Below are 25664 nucleotides of genomic sequence, written 5' to 3'. Positions count from 1 at the left end.
GAGCAGGGCGTCGAGCTGTGGGAAGACCGATTCAGGCATCACAGATCTGTCGTGGACCGGGTGGGTGGACCGGGTGCGTTGACCAGCCGGCCGGACCGGGCGGACCGGCGGCGCTGGCCATCCAGCGTACCCCGGCACCACATCGGCCCCGACCCGTCGCCGAGCCCCGGCCCGGCCCCCCGCCGGGCCGCCGGCCGCCCCGCGCCGCACCCCCGCTCAAGCGTCGCCGGCCTCCCGCGAGGCCGCCGCTCAGCCGCTCAGATCCGCCCGCAGCCGCGCCGCCGACGCCTTCTCCCACACCCTCGGCAGCTCCCGCTCCCTGCGCGCCGCCTGGGCCTCCTCGTGCCCGTACAGCAGCCCCCAGGTGAACGCCGACTCGCCCGCCGCGTGCGACTGGATCGCGAGACCGCGCAGCGCCTCACGCGCCACCACGCTGTCCTGGTGGTCCCCGAGGACGGTCTGCACGGTCTTCATCCGCTTGACGAACCGCTTGGCCGGCTTGCCCAGCGCGGGCCCCGCCGCCTCGGCCGCGTAACGGGCGCGCTTGGCCGCCTTGCGGGCGTTGTGCAGGGCGATGTCCCGCTCCTCGCCGGGCGGCAGTCCGAGCGCCTCCTCGACCCGGCCCGCCAGCCGCCCGTAGTCCTTGATGACCGCGGCGGGCAGCACCTTGCCGGGCGCCCCGGCCGCGGCGGGCCGCAGCGGCGGGTCCGCCAGCAGCGCGTCGATACGGTCGAGCAGCGCGAGGTAGCGCTCGCTGTCGAGCACCCCCACGGTCCTGCTCCGCGAGCCCGCCCGGCGGCCGGCGTTCCACGCCCTGAGCCGGCCGCGCACCGGCCCGAGCAGCAGGGTCCTGGGCACTTCGCCGACCCGGGCCAGCAGCCGTTCGTTGAGCACCTCCTGGTCACGGTCGATGCCCAGCTCGGCGGCGAGCCACTTCAGCTCCTCGCCGATCGGGTCGGTGACCGACCGGTCGATGACCTTGCCGTACGTACGGAACGCGGAGCGCATCCGGCGGGTGGCGACCCGCAACTGGTGCACGGAGTCCGGCAGGTCACGGCGGATCGCCGGGTCCTGGGCCACGATCGCGTCGGCCTGGACCCGCAGATAGGCGAGCACATGGTCCGCCGCGGTGCCGGCCGCTCCCCCGGCCCCGGCCTTCCCCGCCTTCCCGGGCTTCCCAGCCGTCTCCCCAGGTACCTTCCCGACCGTCTCGGCCAGCGCCCTGCTCAGCTTCGAGCCGACCTCCGAGGGCCGCAGCCCGGCCTTGCGCAGCGTCTTCTCCACCGCGTCCAGCACCGCCGGATCGGCGTCGTCCCCGAGCTCCACCTCCACCTCGGTCCAGGCGGTGGCGGCGGGCTGTCCGTCGGCGGGCGCACCGGCGAGGCGTTCCGCCCGTACGGCGTCGACGCTCACCTCGGCGAGCAGCGTGCCCTCCGTATCCACCAGATGGGTGAGGTCGCGGGAGGACCGCAGCCGTACGAGAGGTGCCAGCTCGGCGTCGCGGACCCGGGAGCGGACCAGCCGGTACAGCTCGCGCGGGACGCCATCGGTCAGCGGGGCCCGGATCTCGTCCCGGATGCCGGTGGAGACCGGGAACTTCAGATGCCAGCCCTCGTCGGCGCCGCCCGTTCTGCGGCGGAGGACGAGCCGGTCGGCGGCGAGGCGCAGATCGGGGGTGTCGTAGTAGACCGCGTCCAGCTCGACGACGCCCTTGGGACGGACCCGGGACACCCCCTTGACCCCGGTCAGATCCGGCATCTCGAAGGCCCCGTCGGGCCCGCCGCCCTTGGCCGCGCGGCTCCGCTCGCCCTCGGGAAGCTCGTACTTCCGCTCGATCTCTCGCTTGGTGTCCGCCATATACCGAATTTAGTCGCAGGAACCGCCCCCGGGCAGCCCCTGCGACCCCAACAGCCCATTCACACCGCTCACGCCGACATCGGCCGCTGCACGCGGATCGACTGGAGCAGCCCCACCGCTATCCACACGGCGAACATCGAGGTTCCTCCGTACGACACGAAGGGCAGTGGCAGACCGGCCACCGGCATGATCCCCAGCGTCATCCCGATGTTCTCGAAGGACTGGAACGCGAACCAGGTGATGATCCCGGCCGCGATGATCGTCCCGTACAGCTCGGTCGTCTCCCGCGCGATCCGGCAGGCCCGCCACAGCACCACTCCGAGCAGCAGCAGGATCAGCCCCGCGCCGACGAATCCCAGCTCCTCGCCGGCGACCGTGAAGACGAAGTCCGTCTGCTGCTCGGGCACGAACTGCCCGGTGGTCTGCGAGCCCTTGAACAGCCCGGTGCCGGTCAGTCCGCCCGAACCGATCGCGATCCGCGCCTGGTTGGTGTTGTAGCCGACGCCCGCCGGGTCCAGCTCCGGGTTGGCGAAGGCCGCGAAGCGGTTGATCTGGTACTCGTCGAGCAGCCCGAGCGCCGCGACCGTGACCGCGCCCGCCGCCCCCGCTCCTATCAGCCCGAAGACCCACCGGTTGGACGCGCCCGAGGCCAGCAGCACCCCGAGCACGATCACCACCATGACCATCACGGAACCGAGGTCCGGCATCAGCATCACGATGGCCATCGGCAGCACCGCGACACCGAGCGACTTGGCGACGGTCCAGTGGTCCGGATGGATCTGGTCGCCCGCGTCCACCCGGGCCGCCAGCATCATCGCCATCCCCAGGATGATGGTGACCTTCACGAACTCGGACGGCTGGAGCGAGAAGCCCCCGGGGAGCAGGATCCAGGCGTGCGCGCCGTTGATGGTGGCGCCGAGCGGGGTGAGCACCAGCACGACCAGGATGACCGACAGCCCGTACAGCACCGGCACCGCGCCCCGCAGGGTGCGGTGTCCCAGCCAGATCGTGCCGATCATCAGCACGACGCCGATACCGGTGTTCAGCAGGTGCCGCAACAGGAAGAAGTACGGGTCGCCCTGGTTGAGCTGGGTGCGGTTGCGGGTCGCCGACCACACCAGCAGCGAGCCCAGCAGCGACAGCGCCAGCGACGAGAAGAGCAGCGGCCAGTCGAGCCGGCGCGCCATCGAGTCACGCGCGGCGAGCCGTGTCCACGCCCCCCGCTTCGGACCGTAGGAGGAGACCGAGAAGCCACCTGTGCCGGCCATGGCTCAGTCCCTCCGTGCGGCGACGGCCGCGGGCGGGCCCGCGAGCGTCTGTTCGTCCAGCGGTTCCTTGGGCGGGTCGTACGGCAGGATCTTCGGCGCCTCGATCTGACCGTCCGGCAGGATCTTCGGCAGTTCGGTACGCGGCTCGGGCATCAGGGCCTTGCCGATGTCCTGGTTCCCCTTCGGGTCCAGTCCGTACATCGCTTCGTAGATCTTCCGTACGGCGGGACCGGAGGCCCCGGAGCCGGTACCACCCTGGGAGATGGTCATGACGATCGTGTAGTCGCTGGTGTACGAGGCGAACCACGATGTCGTCTGCTTGCCGTAGACCTCGGCCGTACCCGTCTTGGCGTGCATCGGGATCTGCTTCTGCGGCCATCCGCCGAACCGCCACGCGGCCGAGCCGGTGGTGGTGACCGCCGCGAGGGCCTTGTCGATCTGGTCGCGCGTCTTCTGGTTCATGGGCAGCTTGCCGTGCGACTTGGGCTCGATCTTTTTGACGTGCTTGCCGTCGGCGCTGACGATCGCCTTGCCGACGACCGGGTTGTAGAGGGTGCCGCCGTTGGAGATCGCCGAGTAGATGGTCGCCATCTGGATGGGGGTGACGAGGATGTCGCCCTGGCCGATCGAGTAGTTGACGGAGTCACCGGCGCGCATCCGGTTGCCTTCGAGGCAGCCTTCGTAGGCGAGCCGCTGGATGTAGGTGCCGCCCTTCTTGCCCTGCTTGCACCAGCCGTCCTTGTTGGCCTCCCAGAACTTCTGCTTCCACTCGCGGTCCGGGATCCGGCCCGTGACCTCGTTGGGGAGGTCGATGCCGGTCTCCTTGCCGAGGCCGAACAGATGGGCCGTCGTGTAGAACCAGTTCTTGGCGTCCTTCTTGGGCTTGAGGCCGCCGTCCTTGATCCACTCCTTGTGCGCGAGACCGTAGAAGACGGTGTCGCACGAGACTTCGAGCGCCTTGCCCAGGGTGATGCTGCCGTAGCCCCGGGACTCGAAGTTCTGGAAGGTCTGGCCGCCGATGCTGTACGAACTGGGGCACGGGTAGTTGCCGTTGAAGTTGTACCCGGCCCTGACCGCGGCGGTCGAGGAGACCACCTTGAAGATCGAGCCGGGGGCCGCCTGGCCCTGGATGGCCCGGTTCAGCAGCGGGAAGTTGGACTTCTTGCCGGTGAGCCTGGCGTAGTCCTTGGCGGAGATGCCGCCGACCCAGGCGTTGGGGTCGTACGTCGGCTGGGAGGCCATCGCGACGATCCGGCCGGTCTTCGCCTCCATGACGACGACGGCGCCGGAGTCCGCCTTGTAGTGGGTGTTGGTGTTGCGGTCCATCTCCTTGCGGGCGGCCTTCATGGCCTCGTTCAGCTCGTACTCGGCGACGGCCTGCACGCGCGCGTCGACGGAGGTGACCACATGGTCGCCGGGCACGGCGACATCGCTGCGCGCCAGCCCGATGACCCGGCCCAGGTTGTCGACCTCGTAGCGGGTCACCCCGGCCTTGCCGCGCAGTTGCTTGTCGTACGTACGCTCAAGACCGGAGCGGCCGACCTGGTCGGAGCGGAGGTACGGCGAGTCCGTGTCCTGCGCCTTGGTGATCTCCTCGTCGGTGACGGGCGAGAGATATCCCAGCACCTGGGCGGTGTTGGCGAGTCCGGGCGCGGTGTAGCGGCGTACGGCGGTGGGCTCGGCGGTGACGCCGGGGAAGTCCTCGGCGCGCTCGCGGATCTGCAGGGCCTGCTGGGTGGTGGCCTCGTCGGTGACGGGGATCGGCTGGTAGGGCGAACCGTTCCAACAGGGCTGGGGGGTCTTGGAGTCGCAGAGCCTGACCTTGTCCATCACTTCCTTGGGTTTCATCCCGAGGACATCGGCCAGCCGGGTCAGGACGGCCTTGCCGCCGTCGTCCATCTTCATCAGCTCCGTACGGCTGGTGGAGACGACGAGCCGGGTCTCGTTGTCGGCGAGCGGCACGCCCCGGGTGTCGAGGATCGAGCCGCGCACGGCCGGCTGCACGACCTGCTGTACGTGATTGCTCTTGGCCTCGTCCGTGTACTCGCGGCCGTTGCGGACCTGGAGGTACCAGAGCCGTCCGCCGAGGGTGAGGAGGAGGGAGAAGACGAGGACCTGGATGACCATGAGCCGGATCTGGACCCGTGGGGTCCGCCCTGTCTCCGGGATGTTGCTCACAGCCGCCTGACCCCCTTGATACGTCCCGCCCTCGCCGCGCGGTTACGCGCGGCCTTGACCCACAGTCCGCCGCGCTGCCCGCCGATCCGCAGCCCGGTGCCGGAGGCGAGCCAGGACGCGGTGACGTCCGAGCCGCCGGTGCTCTTGTTGTTCTCGGTACCGGCGAGCGGATCGTTCTCGGCGCGTCTCGCCAGCCACATGACCAGCGGAATGGTGAACGGCGCGAGGAGCAGATCGTAGGCGGCCGCGGTGAACAGCAGGCTGCCGAGGCCCACATGGCGGGCGGCGGTGTCCCCGACGAGGGCGCCCACCGCCGCGTACAGCAGGGTCGAGCCGACCGCGGCGGCGACGACCGCGGTCATCGGCCCGAGCGCCGATCTCATCTGGCCCTTCTCGGGCTTGGCGAGCCCGGCCAGATAGCCGATCACACAGAGCACCAGGGCATAGCGTCCGGCGGCGTGGTCGGCGGGCGGCGCCAGATCGGCCAGCAGCCCGGCGCCGAAGCCGATGAGCGCGCCGCCGACATGCCCGTACGTGAAGGCCAGCGCGAGGACGACGAGCAGCATCAGATCGGGCACGGCGCCCGGGAGCTGGAGCCGGGACAGGATCGAGACCTGGACGACCAGGGCCACCACGACCAGCGTGGCCGAGAGCAGAATCCGGTTGAAGCGCATGGGAATCAGCCCTACTCGTCGTCGTCCGCTTGGGCGTTGTCATCGGCGGCCGGATTGTCGGGCGGATTGCCCGGGGGATTCGCCTGCGGATCGGCCTGGGGGTTCGCGGGCGGGTTGGCGGGCGCGACGCCCGTGCCGTTCCCCGGGTCGTTCCCGTCGGCCAGTTCCGCGGCGTCGCCGTTCGCTTCGAGGTTGCCCTCCGGCGAAGGGGTGACCGTCACGGTGACGGTGGGCGTCGGCTCGGCCCTGGGCTTGGGCGGCAGCACGGTGTCGCGCGGATCCGTCCTGGGCGCCTCGACCACCACACCGACGATGTCGAGCTTGGTGAACCCGACGAACGGCCTCACGTAGATGGTCCGGGTGAGATTCCCGCCGGACGGATCGACCCGTACGACCTCGCCCACCGGCACGCCGGGCACGAACGGCTTGTCCCTGCTGGACCCGAAGGTCACCAGCCGGTCGCCCTTCTTCACCTTCGACTTGCCGTTGAGGAGCTGCACGGACAGCGGCTGGTCGCCCTGCCCGGTGGCGAAGCCGAGTTCGTCGGTGGTCTCCATCCGGGTGCCGACCGTGAAGTCCGGGTCGTTGGCGAGCAGTACGGTCGCGGTGCTCGGGCCGACCGTGGTGACCCGGCCCACCAGACCGTCCCCGTTGATGACCGTCATGTCGCGCTGGATGCCGTCATCGGCACCGGCGTCGATGGTGACCGTCCAGGAGAAGCCCTGCGCGGCTCCTATGGCGATGACTTCGGCGCCCTTGATGCCGTACTGGCCCGCGCCCGCCTTCTTGAGCATCTTGTCCAGCTCGCGCACCCGGCTGTTGTTGCGGGCGTCGCTGCCGAGCCGCTGCTTGAGTGCGGTGTTCTCCTTCTGGAGAGCGGCGATGCGGTCGTGCCGCGCGCCGGAGTCCCGTACGGCTCCTATGGCGTTGCCCACCGGGTCCACCGCGGCCGCGACACCGTTCTCCACCGGGCCGAAGACTGCCGCGGCGGCCCGCCGCGCGCCGTCGACCGGGGACCCCTCGCCCCCGCGGATGTCCACCGTGATCAGTGCGAACGCGATGGCGATCAGCAGCACCAGGAGCAGCCGGCTCTCTCGTGTGTCCCTCACGTGCGGCGGCCGTGCCTTCCTCGTAGGAATGTTTCAGCGTGGATCGGGGATATCGGCGGTCCGCCGTACGGATGGTCCGGGGGAGCGGATTCCGTACGGCGGAGCGGGGAGCGTGTCACCGACGGGGCTGGGCGTCCAGCACCTGCTGGAGCGCTTCGAACTCCTCGACACACTTGCCGGCTCCGAGCGCGACGGAGTCCAGCGGGTCCTCGGCGATATGGATGGGCATTCCGGTCTCGCGGCGCAGCCGCTCGTCCAGACCGCGCAGCAGCGCGCCTCCGCCGGTGAGCACGATCCCCCGGTCCATCACATCGCCGGACAGCTCGGGCGGGCATTTGTCGAGGGTGGTCTTCACGGCGTCGACGATCGAATTGACGGGCTCTTCAATGGCCTTGCGTACCTCGGCGGCGGAGATGACCACGGTCTTCGGCAGTCCGGAGACCAGATCTCGGCCGCGGATCTCGGTGTGTTCGTCCTTGTCGAGGTCGTATGCGGAACCGATGGTGATCTTGATGCTTTCCGCGGTGCGCTCACCCAGAAGGAGCGAGTACTCCTTCTTGATGTGCTGGATGATCGCGTTGTCCAGCTCGTCGCCGGCGACCCGGATCGACTGCGCGGTGACGATTCCGCCGAGCGAGATCACCGCGACTTCGGTGGTGCCGCCGCCGATGTCGACCACCATATTGCCGGTGGCCTCGTGGACCGGGAGTCCGGAGCCGATGGCCGCGGCCATGGGCTCCTCGATGATGTGCACCTGCCGCGCGCCCGCCTGCGTGGACGCCTCGATGACGGCGCGGCGCTCGACCCCCGTGATGCCCGAGGGCACACAGACGACAACGCGCGGCCTGGCGAGATAGCGGCGCTTGTGGATCTTGAGAATGAAGTAGCGCAGCATGCGCTCGGTGATTTCGAAGTCGGCGATCACGCCGTCCTTCAGCGGCCGGACGGCGACGATGTTGCCGGGGGTCCGCCCGATCATCTTCTTGGCTTCGGCGCCGACCGCGAGAATGCCGCCCGTGTTGGTGTTGATGGCGACGACGGACGGCTCGTTGAGTACGATCCCCCGGCCTCTGACGTACACCAGCGTGTTGGCGGTCCCGAGGTCGACAGCCATGTCACGGCCGATGAACGACATGTTGTTCCCCATGAGGATGCGTCTGGCCTTCCCAAATAGAGGCTTTGATGGCTTCTCAGGATGGCGAGGTGGGTGCTTGGAGTGGAGGCCTACATCGTAGTCACGCCTGTGCGACGTCTGCTCGCTGGGCCGGTCCGCAAGAGCTCATCAAGAGTGACGAAGTCTCGGTCCGATGCGTTCCCTCAATGGTCCCGCATATGCCCAAAGGCGACCGAATTCCTTCGGTCGCCCCAGGCTGTCGGCCTCGTTCGGCTGACAGGAGGTCAGGAAAGGCCGGGGAAGAAAATTTTCAGTTCCCGAATGGCGGACTCCTCCGAGTCCGAGGCATGGATCAGGTTCTCCCGGACGATGGTGCCGAAATCCCCCCGGATGGACCCGGGTGCCGCGGCGATCGGGTCAGTGGGTCCGGCGAGGGCGCGCACCCCTTCGATGACCCGCTCGCCCTCGACGACCAGGGCGACGACCGGGCCGGAGGCCATGAAGGTCAGCAGCGGCTCGTAGAAGGGCCGGCCCTTGTGCTCGCCGTAGTGTGTCTCCAGCGTGTCCTGGTCGAGCGTGCGCAGCTCCAGAGCGGTGATCGTCCACCCGGCCTTGCGCTCGATACGGCCGATGATCTCGCCGATGAGCCCGCGCCTGACCGCGTCGGGCTTCAGGAGGACGAGAGTGCGCTCGGTCACGGTACAGGCTCCTTCATGTGCGGAATGCGGGACTCAGAGGCTACAGGGCCCGGCCCGCCTCGATTACACAGCGTCAGCCTCTGCTGAGGCCTGTCCTGGGGCTTGCGCGGAGGCCCCGGCGGGCTCCCCGGGCTCCCCCGCCTGCTCCGCCCAGCGCGCCTTCGCCTGGTCGATCACCCGCCCGTAGTGCACCGACGCCCACCACAGCACCGCGAAGATCGCCCCCAGCGCGAACATCACCGGCACCACGAAACCGCTCGCGACCAGCGCGATCTGCAACGCCCAGCCGAGCTGCACACCGCCGGGCCGGGTGATCATCCCGCACAGCAGCAGACACAGCAGCATCGCGACACCGCAGACCGTCCACACCGTCCCCGTCGACAGCCCGTCCGACTTCATGGCGACCAGACCGGCGAAACCGATCACGAAGACCTCGGCGAGCAGTGTCGACGCGCAGAGCGTTCGCATGGAATTCAGCCCTTCTTCAACAGCAGCCGGGCCTCGCCGACCGTGATCACCGAGCCCGTCACCAGCACCCCGGCCCCCGCGAACTCCGACTCGTCCTCCGCGAGGGTGATCGCCGCCTCCAGCGCGTCGTCGAGGCGCGGCTCGACCTGCACCCGGTCGTCGCCGAACACCTCCACCGCGATCGCCGCCAGCTCGTCCGCGTCCATCGCCCGGTGGCTCGAATTCCGGGTGACGACCAGCTCCGCGCAGATCGGCTCCAGCGCCTCCAGCACCCCGCGCGCGTCCTTGCCGTCGCTGGCGCCCACGACCCCGATCAGCCGGCTGAAGCCGAACGACTCGGTCACCGCGTCGGCCGCGGCGCGCGCCCCGGCCGGATTGTGCGCCGCGTCCAGCACCACCGTCGGCGAGCGCCGTACGACTTCGAGCCGCCCCGGCGAGGACACCGACGCGAACGCCCTGCGGACGGTGTCCATGTCCAGCGGCCGGGCGTGCTGCGCGCCGACCCCGAAGAACGCCTCCACCGCGGCCAGCGCCACCGCCGCGTTGTGCGCCTGATGCGCGCCGTACAGCGGCAGGAACACCTGCTCGTACTCCCCGCCCAGACCGCGCAGCGTCAGCAACTGCCCGCCCACCGCGACCTCGCGGGCCACCACACCGAACTCCATGCCCTCACGCGCCACCGTCGCGTCCACGTCGACGGCCTTCTTGAGCATCACCTGCGCCGCGTCCACCGGCTGCTGCGCCAGGATCACCGTCGCGCCCTGCTTGATGATCCCGGACTTCTCCACCGAGATCTCGCCGGGCGTCGTCCCGAGCCGGTCGGTGTGGTCCAGATCGATCGGGGTGACCACGGCCACCGACCCGTCGATCACATTCGTCGCGTCCCAGCGCCCGCCCATCCCGACCTCGACGACCGCGACATCGACGGGCGCGTCCGCGAACGCCGCGTACGCCATGCCCGTCAGCACCTCGAAGAACGACAGCCGGTACGGCTGCGAACCGTCGACCATCTCGACATACGGCTTGATGTCCTCGTACGTCTCGATGAACCGCTCGGCCGTGACCGGCGCGCCGTCCAGACTGATCCGCTCGGTGACCGACTGCACGTGCGGGCTGGTGTACCGGCCGGTACGCAGATCGAACGCGCCCAGCAGCGCCTCGATCATGCGGGCCGTGGACGTCTTGCCGTTGGTGCCGGTGATGTGGATCGACGGGTACGAGCGCTGCGGCTCGCCCAGCACATCCATCAGCGCGGCGATCCTGGTCACCGACGGTTCGAGCTTGGTCTCGCCCCACCGCCCCGCCAGCTCCTGCTCGACGGCGCGCAGCGCCTTGTCCACCTCGGGGTCCTCCGGGCGCCCCGGCACCCCGTCCCCAATGACGGGACCGGCCTGGGCGCGCAGCGTACGGCTGCCGGCCTCGATCACGGCCAGATCGGGATCACGGTCGGTCTCGGCGGCGACGATCTCGTCGAAGTCGTCGTGCTCACCGGGCTGGTCGAATGGACGCTGCTCGCTCACGCCAACAGTCTACGGAGCCCCACCGACAGCCCGGCCCCCGGCCGTCTTGAGCCGGGGACCAGGGCCGGGCCGGGGTCCGGGGCGGAGCCACGGGGTGGCACCGCCCCCGGACCCCGGCTCGACCCGCGGGGGGCGTCACGCCCCCGGCAGCGCCTCCACCTGCGCCGTGATCCGCTCGATGTCCGCCTCCGCCTTGGCCAGCCGCCCCCGGATCTTCTCGACGACCTGGTCCGGCGCCTTCGCGAGGAACGCCTCGTTGCCCAGCTTCGCCAGCGCCTGCGCCTTCTCCTTCTCCGCCGCGCCCAGATCCTTCGTCAGCCGCTTGCGCTCCGCCTCGACATCGATCGTGCCGGACAGGTCCAGCTCCACCCGCGCCCCCGCGATCGGCAGGGTCGCCGTCGCCTGGAAGGAGTCGCCCTCCGGCTGGAGCCGCAGGACCTGGCGGATGGCCGCCTCGTGCACGGCCAGCGGCGTACCCGACAGATCCAGCCGCGCCGGGACCTTCTGCGCCGACTGGAGCCCCTGGTCCGCCCGGAACCGCCGGACCTCGGTGACCACCTGCTGAAGATGCCCGATCTCGGCCTCGGCCGCAGCGTCACGGAACCCGCTGTCGACGGGCCAGTCCGCGATGACGACCGACTCCTTGCCGGTGAGCGTCGTCCACAGCGTCTCGGTGACGAAGGGGACCACCGGATGCAGCAGCCGCAGCATCACGTCCAGGACCTCCCCGAGCACCCGCCCGGAGACCCGCGCCTGCGCGCCGCCCGCGAAGAAGGTGGTCTTGGACAGCTCGACGTACCAGTCGAAGACCTCGTCCCACGCGAAGTGGAAGAGCGTGTCGCTCAACTTCGCGAACTGGTAGTCCTCGTAGTACGCGTCGACCTCGGCGACGACCGCGTTGAGCCGCGACAGGATCCAGCGGTCCGACGCCGACATCTCGGCCGCGTCCGGCAGTTCGCCCTCGACGGTCGCGCCGTTCATCAGCGCGAAGCGCGTGGCGTTCCAGATCTTGTTGGCGAAGTTGCGGGAGCCCTGGACCCAGTCCTCACCGATCGGCACGTCTGCGCCGGGGTTGGCGCCACGGGCCAGGGTGAAGCGGACGGCGTCCGAGCCGTACGCGTTCATCCAGTCCAGCGGGTCGACGGAGTTCGGGTTGGACTTCGACATCTTCTTGCCGTGCTCGTCACGGACGAGACCGGTCAGGGCGATCGTGTGGAACGGCGCGACACCGTCCATCGCGTACAGCCCGAACATCATCATCCTGGCCACCCAGAAGAAGATGATGTCGTGCCCGGTGAGCAGCACATCGGTCGGATAGAACTTCTTGAGATCCGCGGTCTGTTCGGGCCAGCCGAGCGTGGAGAACGGCCATAGGCCAGACGAGAACCAGGTGTCCAGGACATCCGTGTCCTGCGTCCAGCCCTCACCCGTGGGCGCCTCGTCGTCCGGTCCGACACACACGGTCTCGCCGTTCGGGCCGTACCAGACCGGGATGCGGTGGCCCCACCAGAGCTGGCGCGAGATGCACCAGTCGTGCATGTTGTCGACCCAGTCGAAGTACCGCTTCGACAGATCCTCCGGGTGGATCTTCACCCGCCCGTCCCTGACCGCGTCGCCCGCGGCCTTGGCCAGCGGCTCGACCTTGACCCACCACTGGAGCGACAGCCGCGGCTCGATCGTCGTCTTGCAGCGCGAGCAGTGGCCCACGGAGTGGACGTACGGACGCTTCTCCGCGACGACCCGGCCCTGCTGGCGCAGCGCCTCGACGATCGCCGAGCGCGCCTCGAACCGGTCGAGCCCCACGAAGGGTCCCGGCGCGGTGATGACACCGCGCTCGTCCATGATCGTCAGGGACTCCAGACCGTGCCGCCGGCCGATGGCGAAGTCGTTCGGGTCGTGCGCCGGGGTCACCTTGACCGCGCCCGTGCCGAACTCGGGGTCGACGTGCGTGTCCGCGACGACCGGGACCGTACGGTCGGTGAGCGGCAGCCGGATCCGCTTGCCGACGAGGTGCGCGTACCGCTCGTCGTCGGGGTGGACGGCGACGGCGGTGTCACCGAGCATCGTCTCGACCCGGGTCGTCGCGACGACGACCGTCTCGTCGCCCTCGCCGTACTTCAGCGAGACCAGCTCGCCGTTGTCCTCCTGGTAGTCCACCTCGATGTCGGAGATCGCGGTGAGACAGCGCGGGCACCAGTTGATGATGCGCTCGGCGCGGTAGATCAGCTCGTCGTCGTACAGCTTCTTGAAGATCGTGAGGACGGCCTTGGAGAGCCCTTCGTCCATGGTGAACCGCTCGCGCGACCAGTCGACACCGTCGCCGAGCCGCCGCATCTGGCCGAGGATCCGCCCGCCGTACTCCTCCTTCCACTGCCAGACCCGTTCGACGAACTCCGCCCGCCCGATGTCCTGCCGGGACTTGCCCTCCTCGGCGAGCTGCTGCTCGACCTTGTTCTGCGTGGCGATCCCCGCGTGGTCCATTCCGGGCAGCCACAGCGCCTCGTACCCCTGCATGCGCTTGCGGCGGGTGAGGGCGTCCATCAGCGTGTGCTGGAAGGCATGCCCGAGGTGCAGCGATCCGGTGACGTTCGGCGGCGGGATGACAATGGTGTACGGCTTCTTGTCGCTCTTCGCGTCCGCCTCGAAGTACCCGCGCTCTACCCAGCGCTCATACAGCTTCCCCTCCACCTCGGCCGGCGCATACTGCGTCGGCAGTTCGGGGTCCCTGACTGGCTGCTGCTGAGTGTTCTCGGTCACCGGGCCAGTTTAGAGGTGTCACAGGCCGGTACTGAAACGGGATAGTTCGGTGGCATCCTCCCCGCGGCGAGGCCATGGGGATTCCTTCCAGCCCGGCGTGTGCGTGCTGAAGGGGTTCACGCGTGCGCCCGGCGTGAGGCCCGGCGGACAGGTCGGGTGCGACCTGCCCATGCGTGCTGTTCACCGCATGCCCTGCGGCAGAGTCCTTGCCCGGCCCCTGCGCAACGCGCGGGTGAGCACGACGACCGACGCGTTGTGGTCGGCGTCGTCGAAGTGCCCGCAGGCGGTGCAGACGAAGGTGTCCCGGTCGGTCCGGGACGCCGGGTCCCGGTGATGGCAGACACCGCAGGTCTGTGAGGTGCCCGCGGCTTCCACAGCGACCAGTACCGACCCGTGGCGCGGGCACTTGTAGGCAAGCTGTCGCCTGCGTTCTCCGGGGAGGTTGTCGAGGATTGCTCGGTTGAGCCCGGCCTTCCGGGCCACGCCCCGTCGCGGCGCCCCGGCCGTTCCCCTGGCACTCCTGGTCATGTCCTTCACGCGGAGGTCCTCAATGACGACCAGGCCGTGGTTCTTGGCCAGGTCCGTCGTGAGCTTGTGCGTGAAGTCCAGCCGACGCCGTGCCTGCCGCGCCTTCAGCCGCGCGATCTCGCGCACGGTGCGGCGCAGCCGTGCGCTGCGGCCGTTTCCTGTCTCCTTTCCGGCACGACGCATCTGGCGGGCCTTCCGCCGCTCCAGCCCCCGCAAACGTCGTCGTTCCCCGACGGTCAGCGACGGTGGCATCATCCGCGGCTTCACCTCACCGGAAAGGAACGCAGACTGCTTGACCCCGAAGTCCACGCCGACCGGAGGCAATCCGTTCGGCGGGGCCGCACTCTGTCCAGTGTGGACTCCGAAGGAGATGTACCACCGGCCGGTGCCGTCCGTACGGATCGTCGCGTGTTTGATGCTGCCGCCAAGGGGGCGGAAGATCCGGAGTCTGACCTCACCAAGCTTCGGAATGCGGAGAGTAGCCCATTTGCGGCTGATTTCGGTGACTCGGACGGCTTGGGCCGGAAAAGGGATCGAGAGCCGCGCGCCCCGCTTCTTGAACCGGGGGAAGCCTGCCGGATGACCCGCGTTCCTGAAGTTGTCATACGCCTGATCAAGGCGTCGGAGGATCTGTTGCGGCGTCTGCGAAGGCAGGTCAGCGATCCAGTCGATGTCATGGCGGGCCCGCGTGAGGTACCGGCACTGCTCATCGGCCCGCAGAGACTTCCGGCGCTGCGAATAGACATAGATCCTCTGCTCAAGAGCGAGATTCCACACGGCCCGGCACGTATGACCCCATACCTTGAGCCGCTCCGCCTGCGCAGGCGTGGGATAGAGCCGGTACCTGCGCCCCGTATCCGCAGCATCCGCCGAACGGCGTCTCACCGGCCCCACCTTTCACACCGCCCCCTCGCAAGTCGGGACCTACCGTACATACCCGTCTGACCTGTTCGCTGCCGGTCCGGCCAGAAAGGTGGAAGTCGCCCCTTGGGCCATGCCTCCTACGTGCAAGGGCGGGAACAAATCGTCAACAGCTACGTACCAACCACCCCCGGGTGGCCCAGGTCACTGTCCCGTCCGTCAGGATGTTCGGAACGCATAAGTTTCTGGAGGGGACAGAACAGATGAGTTACAACCAGCCGGGCCCGTACGGTGGCCGGCCGCCTCAGCAGCCGGGGCCGTACGGTCAGCCGCAGCCCGGTCCTTACGGCCAGCAGCCGCCGCAGGGGCCGCCGCCGCAGCCCGGCTACGGTTATCCGCAGCAGGCCCCGCCCCCGCCGGGGACGCCGCCGCAGCCCGGGTACGGGTATCCGCAGCAGGGCGGGCCCTACGGGCAGCCGCCGCAGCAGCCTCCGTACGGTGCGGGTCCGGGCCAGTACCTGCCTCCTCCGCCCGCGCCCAAGAAGAAGACCGGGCTGATCATCGGGGTCGTCGTGGTGGCGCTGGCGGTCATAGCCGGCGGGGCGTACTTCCTGACCTCCGGCGGCGGTGGCGGCGGCTCGGTCGCCGACGACGGCCCGCACAAGCTGACCACGCCGGACACGGTCATCGGCGGCTCGTACAAGAAGGTCGACTCCGGCGCGGGCGGCGACGACGGCATGTCCGAGAAGGACCTCAAGGACATCGAGGGCTGGGGCGTCAAGAACCCGAAGGACGTCGGCGCGGGCTACTCCTCGGGCGGTGAGTCCCTGACGAGCAAGCAGCTCACCTTCAGCGGTGTGTACGGCGAGATCGACGACCCGGAGAAGGTCGTCGACTCACTCTTCGCGAAGATGAAGGCCGAGGCCGGCCAGGACAAGACCACCGAGGGTGAACTGGTCGGCAGCCCCCGAGGAGTTCACCCCGGAGGGCTTCGAGAACGGTGTGCTGAAGTGCCAGGAGGCCAAGATCACCGACAGCGGCAAGACGTCGTCCTTCCCCACCTGCATCTGGGCGGACCACAGCACCGCGGTCTATGTGCTCTCCATCGACCTGGCCCAACTCGCCACCGGTAAGGGCACGTCCCTCGAAGAGGCCGCCACCCTGGCCGCCAAGCTCCGCAACGACGTCCGCGTCGCGCTCTGACGCGTCACGCGCACCCGCACCACACGGAAGCGCCCGGGCAGTGTGACCGCCCGGGCGCCCGCTTTCCACGCTCAGGAATCATTCGGTTACGCTGAGTACCGGACTGGCCTACTGCGCGAGGGAGACGCATCATGACCGTGATGCTTGAGCGCCCGACGATAGACGGCAACGACCCCCGACGCTTCGAGGACCTGTGCAAGGCCCTCGACGAGTTGAACGTGCCGGACGGCTTCAAAGCCGAGATCATCAGGGGGAACATCGTCGTGTCGCCGTGGTCGAAGGCGTATTACCTGGACGTCATGGACCTGATCTGCGATCAGGTCCGTCCCCATCTTCCACGTGGCCACCGCATCAGCTCCGCACCGGCGCTCTATGTCTTCCCGGGGATCGAGCGGGCGTACGGTCCGGACGTCCATGCGGCCGACGGCCGGACCCGCAGGACGACCAGCCGGCATCTGGACGGGGAGGGCTTGTCCTTCATCGCCGAACTGACGTCGGCCTCGACGAGGGACGCCGACCTGGTCGACAAGGTCGAGCGCTATGGGAAGGCCGGCGTTCCCGTCTATCTGCTGCTCGACATGCAGGAGGACAGCGCCACTGTCTTCTGGTCCCCGACCGCCAAGGGGTACGAGTCTCACCTCACCGTGCCGTTCGGCAAGGACATCCTCATTCCCGCGCCGTTCAACTGCACTCTGAGCACCGAGGGTTTCCAGGCCCCGTTCGGGTACGACGAAAACTGACCTGCTGGCCCGCACCACACGGAAGCGCCCGGGCAGTGTGACCGCCCGGGCGCTTCGTGTGTACGTGTGTGTACGTGTGCGAGTGAGGCCGGTACGCGTTACGCCGCCGGCTTCGGCAGGCGTTACGCCGACTTCTCGTGTCTGCCGTCGTTCTTCACGATCCGCGGCTCGCGCGGGACCAGTGTCGGGTTCACGTTGTCGCGGACCACCGCCGCCGTGATGACGACGCGGGCGACGTCCTTGCGGGACGGGACCTCGTACATCACCGACTGGAGGACCTCTTCGAGGATCGCGCGCAGGCCCCGGGCGCCGGTGCCGCGGAGGATGGCCTGGTCGGCGATGGCCTCCAGGGCGGGGCGGTCGAAGTCCAGCTCCACGCCGTCGAGTTCGAAGAGCCGCTGATACTGCTTCACCAGCGCGTTCCGCGGCTCGACCAGGATCTGGAGCAGCGCCTCGCGGTCCAGGTTGTGGACCGACGTCAGGACCGGCAGCCGGCCGATGAACTCCGGGATCATCCCGAACTTCACCAGGTCCTCCGGCATGACCTCCTGGAACTGGTCGCTCGCCTCGATCTCCCGCTTCGAGCGGATCGTCGCCCCGAAGCCGATCCCCTTCGCGCCCGCCCGCGACTCGATGATCTTCTCAAGACCGGCGAACGCGCCGCCCACGATGAACAGCACATTCGTCGTGTCGATCTGGATGAACTCCTGGTGCGGGTGCTTCCGGCCGCCTTGCGGCGGTACGGACGCGGTCGTCCCCTCCAGGATCTTCAGCAGCGCCTGCTGCACGCCCTCGCCGCTCACATCGCGTGTGATCGAAGGGTTCTCGCTCTTGCGCGCGACCTTGTCGATCTCGTCGATGTAGATGATCCCGGTCTCGGCCTTCTTGACGTCGTAGTCGGCGGCCTGGATCAGCTTCAGCAGGATGTTCTCGACGTCCTCGCCGACATACCCGGCCTCCGTCAGCGCCGTGGCGTCCGCGATGGCGAACGGTACGTTCAGCATCCGGGCCAGTGTCTGCGCGAGCAGTGTCTTGCCGGACCCGGTCGGCCCCAGCAGCAGGATGTTCGACTTCGCCAGCTCGATCGCGTCGTCGCGGCCCGACCCGCTCCCGGTCTCGCCCGCCTGCACCCGCTTGTAGTGGTTGTAGACCGCCACCGAGAGCGCCTTCTTCGCGGGCTCCTGCCCGACGACGTACCCCTCCAGGAACTCGTAGATCTCGCGGGGCTTGGGCAGTTCCTCCCACCGCACCTCGGAGGTCTCCGCCAGCTCCTCCTCGATGATCTCGTTGCAGAGGTCGATGCACTCGTCGCAGATGTACACACCGGGACCCGCGATGAGCTTCTTCACCTGCTTCTGGCTCTTCCCGCAGAACGAGCACTTGAGCAGATCGCCGCCATCACCGATGCGTGCCACGAGGTGCTTCCCCTTCGCCTGGGAGCAGCTTTGGTTCAGCGGCTCCTGTGCCTCATATCCGACGGTACCTTGCCCGGGCCCCCGTTCGGGCCCCCCTTGGCGCGGTTCACGCTCACCGCGCCAAGGGCGCCGGGTGTGTCCGGTGTGTCAGGCGGCCGCAGCGGCCGTGGTCTTGCGGGTCGACACGATCTGGTCGACCAGTCCGTACGCGAGCGCGTCCTCGGCGGTGAGGATCTTGTCACGCTCGATGTCGTCGCGGACCTTCTCGATCGGCGTGGTGGAGTGCTTGGCCAGCATCTCTTCGAGCTGGGCACGCATCCGGAGGATCTCGTTGGCCGCGATCTCCAGGTCGGAGAGCTGCTCACGGCCGGTCTGGCTGGACGGCTGGTGGATCAGCACGCGCGCGTTGGGCAGGGCGAGCCGCTTGCCGGCCGTGCCGGCGGCGAGCAGGACGGCGGCGGCGGACGCGGCCTGGCCCATGCACACCGTCTGGATGTCGGGCTTCACGAACTGCATCGTGTCGTAGATGGCCGTGAGAGCCGTCATCGAGCCGCCGGGGCTGTTGATGTAGATCGAGATGTCCCGGTCGGGGTCCATGGACTCAAGGCAGAGGAGCTGCGCCATGACGTCATTGGCGGAGGCGTCGTCGATCTGCACACCGAGGAAGATCACGCGCTCCTCGAAGAGCTTCGCGTACGGGTCGTACTCGCGCACGCCCTGCGAGGTGCGTTCCACGAAGCGCGGGACGACGTAACGGTTGTCCACCTGAGGGCCGGTGTAGAGGCCGCTCGCGGAGTTGCTGTTCATGTGCATGTGGGTGTTCACCATCCTGTGGCGTTCGGTGGTCGTTGCGGGCTCGTGGCCGGCTGGTACGGGGCGGCGCTACTGCTCAGCGGGCGCGCTCAGGCCCCGGTGCCGCCGCCGCCCGGAACGCCCGAAGCAGCGGAGATGATCTCGTCGATGATGCCGTACTCCTTGGCCTCCTCGGCGGTGAACCAGCGGTCGCGGTCACCGTCGCGGATGATCGTCTCCTCGGTCTGGCCGGTGTGACGAGCGGTGATCTCCGCCATGCGCTTCTTCGTACGGAGAAGCTGCTCGGCCTGGATCTTGATGTCGGAGGCGGTGCCACCGAGGCCCGCGGAGCCCTGGTGCATGAGGATGTCGGTGTGCGGCAGCGCGAAGCGCTTGCCCGCCGTGCCGCCGGTCAGCAGGAACTGGCCCATGGAGGCGGCGAGACCCATACCGATGGTCACCACGTCGTTGGGGATGTACTGCATGGTGTCGTAGACGGCCATGCCGGCCGTCACGGAGCCACCGGGGCTGTTGATGTAGAGGTAGATGTCCTTCTCGGGCTCGGCCGCGAGGAGGAGGAGCTGCGCGGTGATCTTGTTGGCGATGTCGTCGTCGACCTGCTGGCCGAGGAAGATGATCCGCTCTCCGAGCAGCCGGCTGTAGACCTGGTCGCCGAGGCCACCACCGAGGGACGGCTCACCGGCGGCGTAAGGCATCAGATTCGTCACGCGTATACACCTGCTCGTCTCTGACGGCTTTGGCCGTCTCAGCGTCTTCGTACCGGGGACGGGAGACTCCCCAGCCCTCGTATTCATGGACCCTAACGCGCTGGTCGGCGGGCGCCATCCCGGTTCCGGGGCTGTTCGCTGGGAGCGCAAGGTAGTTGAGGAGCGCAAACGGCTGTACGGCCCGCTGCGGGCCTGCGCGCCGACGGGAAGGGCCCCGGGGTCGCGTGGCGCGTCCGGGGCCCTTCCTGGCGTTCACAGCGGCTCGGAGCCGTTACGGCAGAACGGCTCAGGCCTCGGGCTTGTCGGCCTTGTCCGCAGCGGCGTCGGCGGCGCTGTCCGCGGCCTCGGCGGCCTCCGCGGCCGGAGCCTTGGCGGCGGCCTCCACGGCCTCTCCCTCGTCCCCGTCCCCGTCCTCGTCCTCGTCCCGCAGGTCGACGGCCTCACCGTTCGTGTCCGTCACCTTCGCGGACTCAACGACCACGGCCAGCGCCTTGCCCCGGGCGACCTCGCCCACGAGCATCGGGACCTGGCCGCCCTCGACGACCGCCTTGGCGAACTCGTCGGGGGACATCCCGGAGGACTGGGCGCGCCGCATGAGGTGCTCGGTCAGCTCCTCCTGGTTGACGTTCAGCTTCTCCTTGTTGACCAGTTCGTCGAGGATGAACTGCGTCTTGATGCCCTTGACCGCCTGCTCCTTGGTCTCGGTCTCGAACTCCTCCTCGGTTTTGCCCTGGATCTCCAGGTACTTCGCGAGGTCGAGTCCCATCTGACCGAGCTGGTGGTGCTCCAGGTTGTGCTTACGGGTGTTGATCTCGTCCGCGAGGAGCTTCTCGGGGATCGGCACCTCGGCCAGCTTCAGCAGCTCGTCCAGGACCCGCTCCTGGGCCTGGGTGGCCTGGTCGTACTGCTTCTCGTTCTCCAGGCGCTTGCGCTCGTTCGCACGCATCTCCTCGATGGTGTCGAACTTGCTGGCCATCTGCGCGAAGTCGTCGTCCAGCTCGGGCACCTCACGGGCGGAGACCTGCGACACCTTGACGGTGACCTCGGCCTCCTTGCCCTCCGCGGCGCCGCCCTTCAGCTCGGAGGTGAAGGTGGCCTCGCCGCCCGCCTCCAGTCCGATGACGGCCTCGTCGATGCCGTCGAGCAGCTCGCCGGAGCCGATCGTGTACTGGATGCCGCTGGCGACGCCGTCCGGCAGCACCTCGCCGTCGACCCGGGCCTCCAGGTCGACGGTCACGACGTCGCCGTCGGCGGCGGCGCGCTCGACCGGGGCGGTGGAGGCGAAGCGCTCGCGCAGGCGCTCGACGGCCTTGTCGACGTCCTCCTCGCTGACCTCGACGGCGTCGACGGTGACAGCGATGCCGGAGTAGTCCGGGATCTCGATGACCGGGCGGACGTCCACCTCGGCGGTGAAGGCGAGCAGCTCGCCGTCCTTCAGCTCGGTGATGTCGACGTCGGGCTGACCGAGGACGTTCAGCTCACCCTCGTTGACCGCGTCGGTGTAGAACTTCGGGAGGGCGTCGTTGACCGCCTCCTCCAGCACAGCACCACGCCCGAACCGCTGGTCGATGATCCGGGCCGGGATCTTGCCCTTGCGGAAGCCCTTCACCGTGACCTGCTGGTTGATCTTCTTGTACGCCGCGTCGAGGCTGTCCTTGAGCTCCTCGAAGGGCACCTCGACAGTGAGCCGAACCCGGGTCGGGTTCAGGGTCTCCACGGCGCTCTTCACGGTTCGGTCTCCTTGGTGGCTGATTCAGGGGTTCTGCTGTGCCCGCGCCCTGTTCCGGCGGCGGCCCCAGCGGATGCCCGCCCGGCTCGTCAGAGACTCTTCAGACACACGGGCACGCAGCTTGCATAGTAACCGCAAGCGGGAAGCCGCCTACAACGCGCTGCCGCGCCGCGATCTTGCCTGAATGGTCGGGGTGGCCGGATTCGAACCGACGACCTTCCGCTCCCAAAGCGGACGCGCTACCAAGCTGCGCCACACCCCGTCGGTGCGACACGTAGGGTACATGCCCGCAGGCACGACGTCGGCCTCTTTGTACGGGGCCCTCGCCCCGGCCTCTCGCCAGGTGTGCGGCGAGCGGTCCGTACCCGCTACGATGTTGTCCGTGCCGGGGCCGATTCGGTCCGCGGCACGCGCTGTGCGGGCGTAGCTCAATGGTAGAGCCCTAGTCTTCCAAACTAGCTACGCGGGTTCGATTCCCGTCGCCCGCTCCATGTTCCGAAGCCTCCGGCCCGACCGCGTACGTCAGCGGTCGGGCCGGAGGCTTTTCGCGGGCTTGTGCCGTGCCGGTACGTGCCGGCCGGCGCGCGTCAGAAACGTATCTGGTTGATCATCTCGGCCAGTGAATTGAGGAACCGGTTCACCGAGGGCGCGATGTTGGTGGAGGCCAGGAAGAAGCCGAAGAGGATCGCCACGATCGCCGGCCCGCCCTTGAGGGAACCGCCGCGGATCAGCACCACCATGATGATCGCCAAGAGAAGCACCACAGACAGTGAAATGGCCACAACTGATCACACCCTTGGTCGGTTCACCCAGCCCTTGCCGCGCAACGTGCGCGACGTACACCCCTCTTGGACCATGGTGCCATCAACTCCCGCGCAGATGTTGTCGGGTGACGCCTTTCTTTCACCAGGATCCGCCCACGCCGGAAGCCGTCCTCAGGTCGTTTGGTAAACTAATTATTGACGATTCTTTGACACTTCCTTGACCAGCGGAGGAGCGATCCCATCGGACACGCGGAGACCCTCATAGCCATGGGCGGCGCCTTCCTCGCCGCCGCCGTACTCGCACGTCTGGGCAGCCGCATCGAGCTGCCCACCATCCCCCTCTTCATCCTGGCCGGGATCCTCCTCGGCCCCCACACGCCCGGCATCGTGCTGGTCTCCGATCCGCACGACCTGGAGATGCTCAGCGCCCTCGGCCTCGTCCTGCTCCTCTTCTATCTGGGCCTCGAATTCCATCTGGACGACCTCAAGGCGGGCGGCCGGAAGATGGCCCTCGCGGGCGGCACGTATCTCGCCCTGAACGTCGGCGCCGGACTCGGCTTCGGCTTCACGCTCGGCTGGGGTACGAGCGAGGCGCTGGTCCTCGCCGGGGTGCTCGGCATCTCCTCGTCCGCCATCGTCACCAAGGTCCTCGTCGACCTCGGCCGTATCGGCAACCCCGAGACGAAGCCCGTCCTCGGCATCATCGTCGTCGAGGACATCTTCCTGGCCCTCTACCTCGCGGCCCTCCAGCCGGTCCTGTCCGGCGCCGACAGCCTCTCGGCGGCGGTGATGGACGGGGCGGGCGCCTTCGGCTTCCTGCTGGCCCTGGCGGTCGCGGCGCGGTACGGGACGAAGCTCGTGGGCCGGTTCATCGCCACCAAGGACGACGAACTGCTCGTCATCTCCTTCCTCGGCGTCGCGGTCTTCGTGGCGGGCGTGTCCGAGTGGTTCGGAGTCGCGGACGCCATCGGCGCGTTCATGGTCGGCCTGATGCTCGGCGGTACGACCTCGGGCGACCGGATACGCAAGCTCGTCCACCCGCTGCGCGACGCGTTCGGCGCCATCTTCTTCTTCGCCTTCGGCCTGTCGATCAATCCCGGCGATCTGCCGACCGTCCTGTGGCCGGTGCTGGCGGCCGTCGCCGTGACGCTGGTGATGAACATCCTGGCGGGCCTCTCCGCCGCCCGGATCTTCCGCTTCGGGGCCGGACCGGCGGCCAATATCTCCACCACCCTGCTGGCGCGCGGCGAGTTCGCCCTGATCCTCGCCACCATGGCCGCCGGGGCGAGCCTCGACGTGCGGCTCGCCCCTTTCATCGCGGGTTACGTACTGATCCTGGCGGTACTGGGCCCCCTGGCGGCCGGCCGGTCGCACTGGCTGGCCCGCGTGCTGCCGGACGGGCGCCGTGGCGGCGACGGTGACGGCGGCGGACGGCCCGACGGACCGCGCCGCCTGGAAGAGGCCTCAGCCGCGAGCTGAGTCCGGCGCCCGCACCTTCGCCACGCACTCGAACCAGACCGTCTTCCCGCCACTCGCCCGCGGAGTCACCCCCCACCGGTCGGTCACGGCCTCCACCAGCAGTAACCCCCGTCCGCCCTCGGCCAGTTCGTCGACCGGCCCGTCGGCCGAGCTTGGCTGCTTTACGTATGGCACGCCGGGCGCCCTGTCCGTCACCTCGACGCGCAGCGCGTCCGGCTGCCACACAAACAGAATCGAACAGTGCCGGTTCGGCACATGCCGGACCACATTCGCCAGCAGCTCCGTCAGCGCCAACTCCGCGCCCTCGCAGAGTTCTTCCAGGTCCCACGCGCAGAGGTACGTCCGTACGATCCGACGCAGATGCCGGGCCGAGTGCTCACCGACGGTGAAGCTCATGCCGTAGGAGCTGGGCGGAAAATCAGCGCTCGTCTGCACGCTAACTCCAGGTCGTCGGGGACGGGTTGTCGTATTCACCCCCCAAGACTGCGACGACTCGACTACTCTCGGCCACGAACCGGCAGGAACGCTGCGTAACGTTGGAGGCAGTCGTGAAGAACACCCGAGACCTGGACCCGAGCGCTTCACCCCTCGATTACTACGGCGCGGAGCTACGGCGGCTGCGCGAAGCGCAGGGGCTCAACCAGCGGCAGTTAGGCGACGCGATCTTCTGTACGGGCTCACTCGTGGGCCAGATCGAGACGGCCCACAAGGTCCCAACCAGGCCATTTTCGGAGTCGGTGGACGCGGCGCTGAATACTGGGGGCACGTTCACACGCCTTTTGCCCCTGGTGCTGAAGAGCCAACTTCCGTCGTGGTTCCAGCCGTACGCGGACATGGAGCGAACAGCCAGGTACATCAACGCGTTTGAAGTTCAACTGGTGTACGGCCTGCTCCAGACAGAGGACTACGCACGAGCAGTTCTGGGAGCAGTAACGAAGACCAGGCTCACCGAACGGGTCGCGGCCAGGCTGGAGCGCCAGCGCATCCTGACGCGAGAACACCCACCGCTGGCCTGGGTTGTACTGAGCGAGGCAGTGCTGCACCTGGAGATCGGCGGCAAGAAGGTCATGCGCGAACAGCTCGCGCATCTGCTGTCCTTCAAGGACGCGGAGTGGGTTCAGATCCAGATACTGCCGTTCTCGGCCGGTGCGCACGCAGGGCTGATGGGCTCCTTCACCACCCTGCGCTCAGACGAAGCTCCGGACATCACCTACGTCGAGGGCTACGCAGATGGCCATTGGACAGCGCATCCGCAGGAAGTCATGAATCGTTCGCTCCGATACGATCATTTGCAGGCCGCCGCGCTCTCCGTGGAGGACTCGGCGGCAATGATCGCCCGCGTAATGGAGGAACGCTATGGAGAGCAACCCGAACCTGACGGGCGCACACTGGCGTAAGTCGAGCTACAGCGGCGACACCGGCGGCAACTGCATCGAGTGCGCGCCCCTCGGCCACACCGCCTGGGAGAAGTCGAGCCACAGCAGCGACACCGGCGGTGAGTGCGTTGAGTGCGCCACGGTCGGAGCCGTCGCCTGGCAGAAGTCGAGCCACAGCGGCGACACGGGCGGCACCTGCGTCGAGGTCGCCGCTTGCACCGCCGCCGTCGCCGTACGCGACTCGAAGAACCCCGAGGGCCCGGCGTTCACCGTCGCCCCTCACGCCTTCACCACGTTCGTCACCGCCACCGCAACCGGCGAGCTGACCCCCGTACATCCGTAACCATCCCCAACCAGAGGCCGGTACGGTCCAGCACCCCAGCCCCGTACCGGCCTCTGGTTGGGG

At 68.6% G+C, this 25664-nt stretch carries 21 protein-coding genes, 2 tRNA genes and 1 pseudogene; 6 read left to right on the top strand and 18 right to left on the bottom strand.

Translation table 11 applies throughout. The features are described 5' to 3' along the window. Window positions 1-249 precede the first annotated feature (249 nt). The 11 genes from WH07_RS11420 to WH07_RS11370 form a co-directional block, all read right to left on the bottom strand. A complete protein-coding gene (locus WH07_RS11420; protein WP_046498916.1) occupies window positions 250-1857 on the bottom strand; it encodes a CYTH and CHAD domain-containing protein in 1608 nt (535 codons plus the stop codon). Between the two features lie 68 nt (window positions 1858-1925). Beyond that, a complete protein-coding gene (gene rodA, locus WH07_RS11415; RefSeq protein ID WP_046498914.1) occupies window positions 1926-3125 on the bottom strand; it encodes a rod shape-determining protein RodA in 1200 nt (399 codons plus the stop codon). 3 nt (window positions 3126-3128) lie between these two features. Then, on the bottom strand, window positions 3129-5303 hold the full coding sequence (mrdA, locus tag WH07_RS11410; RefSeq protein ID WP_046498911.1) for a penicillin-binding protein 2: 2175 nt from the start codon (window positions 5301-5303) through the stop codon (window positions 3129-3131). Beyond that, window positions 5300-5977 (bottom strand): rod shape-determining protein MreD, encoded by a 678-nt coding sequence (mreD, locus tag WH07_RS11405; RefSeq protein ID WP_046498909.1) that lies wholly within the window; start codon window positions 5975-5977, stop codon window positions 5300-5302. Before mreD ends, mrdA begins: the two co-directional genes overlap by 4 nt. A gap of 11 nt (window positions 5978-5988) precedes the next feature. Continuing rightward, window positions 5989-7086 carry a rod shape-determining protein MreC gene (mreC, locus tag WH07_RS11400; RefSeq protein WP_046498906.1) on the bottom strand — a complete coding sequence of 366 codons (1098 nt, stop codon included), beginning with the start codon at window positions 7084-7086 and terminating at the stop codon, window positions 5989-5991. A 115-nt stretch (window positions 7087-7201) separates the two neighbouring features. Next, entirely contained in the window at window positions 7202-8221 is a 1020-nt protein-coding gene (locus WH07_RS11395; protein WP_046498926.1) for a rod shape-determining protein, read from the bottom strand. 263 nt (window positions 8222-8484) lie between these two features. After that, window positions 8485-8898, bottom strand: coding sequence for a nucleoside-diphosphate kinase (gene ndk, locus WH07_RS11390; protein ID WP_046498902.1), 414 nt, complete (start codon window positions 8896-8898; stop codon window positions 8485-8487). Between the two features lie 63 nt (window positions 8899-8961). Further along, window positions 8962-9366 (bottom strand): DUF4233 domain-containing protein, encoded by a 405-nt coding sequence (locus WH07_RS11385; protein ID WP_046498898.1) that lies wholly within the window; start codon window positions 9364-9366, stop codon window positions 8962-8964. 5 nt (window positions 9367-9371) lie between these two features. Then, window positions 9372-10886: a bifunctional tetrahydrofolate synthase/dihydrofolate synthase gene (gene folC, locus WH07_RS11380; protein WP_046498896.1), complete on the bottom strand. Its 1515-nt coding sequence runs from the start codon at window positions 10884-10886 to the stop codon at window positions 9372-9374. 135 nt (window positions 10887-11021) lie between these two features. Further along, window positions 11022-13643, bottom strand: a complete 2622-nt coding sequence (locus WH07_RS11375) for a valine--tRNA ligase (protein WP_046498892.1) — start codon at window positions 13641-13643, stop codon at window positions 11022-11024. Window positions 13644-13823: 180 nt separating this feature from the next. After that, the gene (locus WH07_RS11370) at window positions 13824-15056 is read right to left on the bottom strand and encodes an RNA-guided endonuclease InsQ/TnpB family protein (protein ID WP_046498889.1); all 1233 of its coding nucleotides are present in this window, start codon (window positions 15054-15056) and stop codon (window positions 13824-13826) included. 239 nt (window positions 15057-15295) lie between these two features. On the opposite strand from WH07_RS11370, the pseudogene WH07_RS11365 reads away from it, so the two are divergent. Together WH07_RS11365 and WH07_RS11360 are read left to right on the top strand one after the other, a co-directional pair. Further along, window positions 15296-16235: pseudogene (locus WH07_RS11365) on the top strand (hypothetical protein). 131 nt (window positions 16236-16366) lie between these two features. Further along, complete coding sequence (locus WH07_RS11360) at window positions 16367-16975, top strand: Uma2 family endonuclease (RefSeq protein ID WP_046498886.1); 609 nt, start codon at window positions 16367-16369, stop codon at window positions 16973-16975. A gap of 122 nt (window positions 16976-17097) precedes the next feature. Here the strand turns inward: WH07_RS11360 and clpX are convergent, their stop codons facing one another. From clpX to WH07_RS11335, 5 genes are all read right to left on the bottom strand, one after another. After that, window positions 17098-18390 carry an ATP-dependent Clp protease ATP-binding subunit ClpX gene (gene clpX / locus WH07_RS11355; protein ID WP_046498884.1) on the bottom strand — a complete coding sequence of 431 codons (1293 nt, stop codon included), beginning with the start codon at window positions 18388-18390 and terminating at the stop codon, window positions 17098-17100. 147 nt (window positions 18391-18537) lie between these two features. Beyond that, entirely contained in the window at window positions 18538-19218 is a 681-nt protein-coding gene (locus WH07_RS11350) for an ATP-dependent Clp protease proteolytic subunit (RefSeq protein WP_269801364.1), read from the bottom strand. A 74-nt stretch (window positions 19219-19292) separates the two neighbouring features. Continuing rightward, window positions 19293-19898, bottom strand: coding sequence for an ATP-dependent Clp protease proteolytic subunit (locus tag WH07_RS11345; RefSeq protein ID WP_046498921.1), 606 nt, complete (start codon window positions 19896-19898; stop codon window positions 19293-19295). A gap of 298 nt (window positions 19899-20196) precedes the next feature. Then, window positions 20197-21639 carry a trigger factor gene (gene tig / locus WH07_RS11340; protein ID WP_046498881.1) on the bottom strand — a complete coding sequence of 481 codons (1443 nt, stop codon included), beginning with the start codon at window positions 21637-21639 and terminating at the stop codon, window positions 20197-20199. A gap of 185 nt (window positions 21640-21824) precedes the next feature. Beyond that, a tRNA-Pro gene (locus tag WH07_RS11335) sits at window positions 21825-21901 on the bottom strand. A gap of 155 nt (window positions 21902-22056) precedes the next feature. Between WH07_RS11335 and WH07_RS11330 the strand changes: the two genes are divergently transcribed. Beyond that, window positions 22057-22130, top strand: a tRNA-Gly gene (locus WH07_RS11330). Window positions 22131-22226: 96 nt separating this feature from the next. On the opposite strand, the gene WH07_RS11325 is transcribed toward WH07_RS11330, so the two are convergent. Further along, window positions 22227-22421, bottom strand: a complete 195-nt coding sequence (locus WH07_RS11325) for a hypothetical protein (protein ID WP_046498879.1) — start codon at window positions 22419-22421, stop codon at window positions 22227-22229. A 249-nt stretch (window positions 22422-22670) separates the two neighbouring features. Between WH07_RS11325 and WH07_RS11320 the strand changes: the two genes are divergently transcribed. Continuing rightward, entirely contained in the window at window positions 22671-23882 is a 1212-nt protein-coding gene (locus WH07_RS11320) for a cation:proton antiporter (protein WP_046498876.1), read from the top strand. Here WH07_RS11320 and WH07_RS11315 read toward each other — a convergent pair. Next, on the bottom strand, window positions 23868-24317 hold the full coding sequence (locus tag WH07_RS11315; protein ID WP_332836351.1) for an ATP-binding protein: 450 nt from the start codon (window positions 24315-24317) through the stop codon (window positions 23868-23870). The two genes, WH07_RS11320 and WH07_RS11315, sit on opposite strands and share 15 nt — an antisense overlap. 113 nt (window positions 24318-24430) lie before the next feature. Between WH07_RS11315 and WH07_RS11310 the strand changes: the two genes are divergently transcribed. Both WH07_RS11310 and WH07_RS11305 read left to right on the top strand, forming a co-directional pair. After that, a complete protein-coding gene (locus tag WH07_RS11310) occupies window positions 24431-25279 on the top strand; it encodes a helix-turn-helix domain-containing protein (RefSeq protein ID WP_046498919.1) in 849 nt (282 codons plus the stop codon). Beyond that, a complete protein-coding gene (locus WH07_RS11305; protein WP_046498871.1) occupies window positions 25239-25601 on the top strand; it encodes a DUF397 domain-containing protein in 363 nt (120 codons plus the stop codon). The genes WH07_RS11310 and WH07_RS11305 overlap by 41 nt, the downstream gene beginning before the upstream one ends. Window positions 25602-25664: the final 63 nt, after the last annotated feature.

The sequence above is a fragment of the Streptomyces odonnellii genome (genome assembly GCF_000981895.1).
Classification (GTDB): domain Bacteria; phylum Actinomycetota; class Actinomycetes; order Streptomycetales; family Streptomycetaceae; genus Streptomyces; species Streptomyces odonnellii.
The sequence above is the reverse complement of the archived record's forward strand: the minus strand, read 5'-3'. Positions and strand labels throughout refer to the sequence as shown.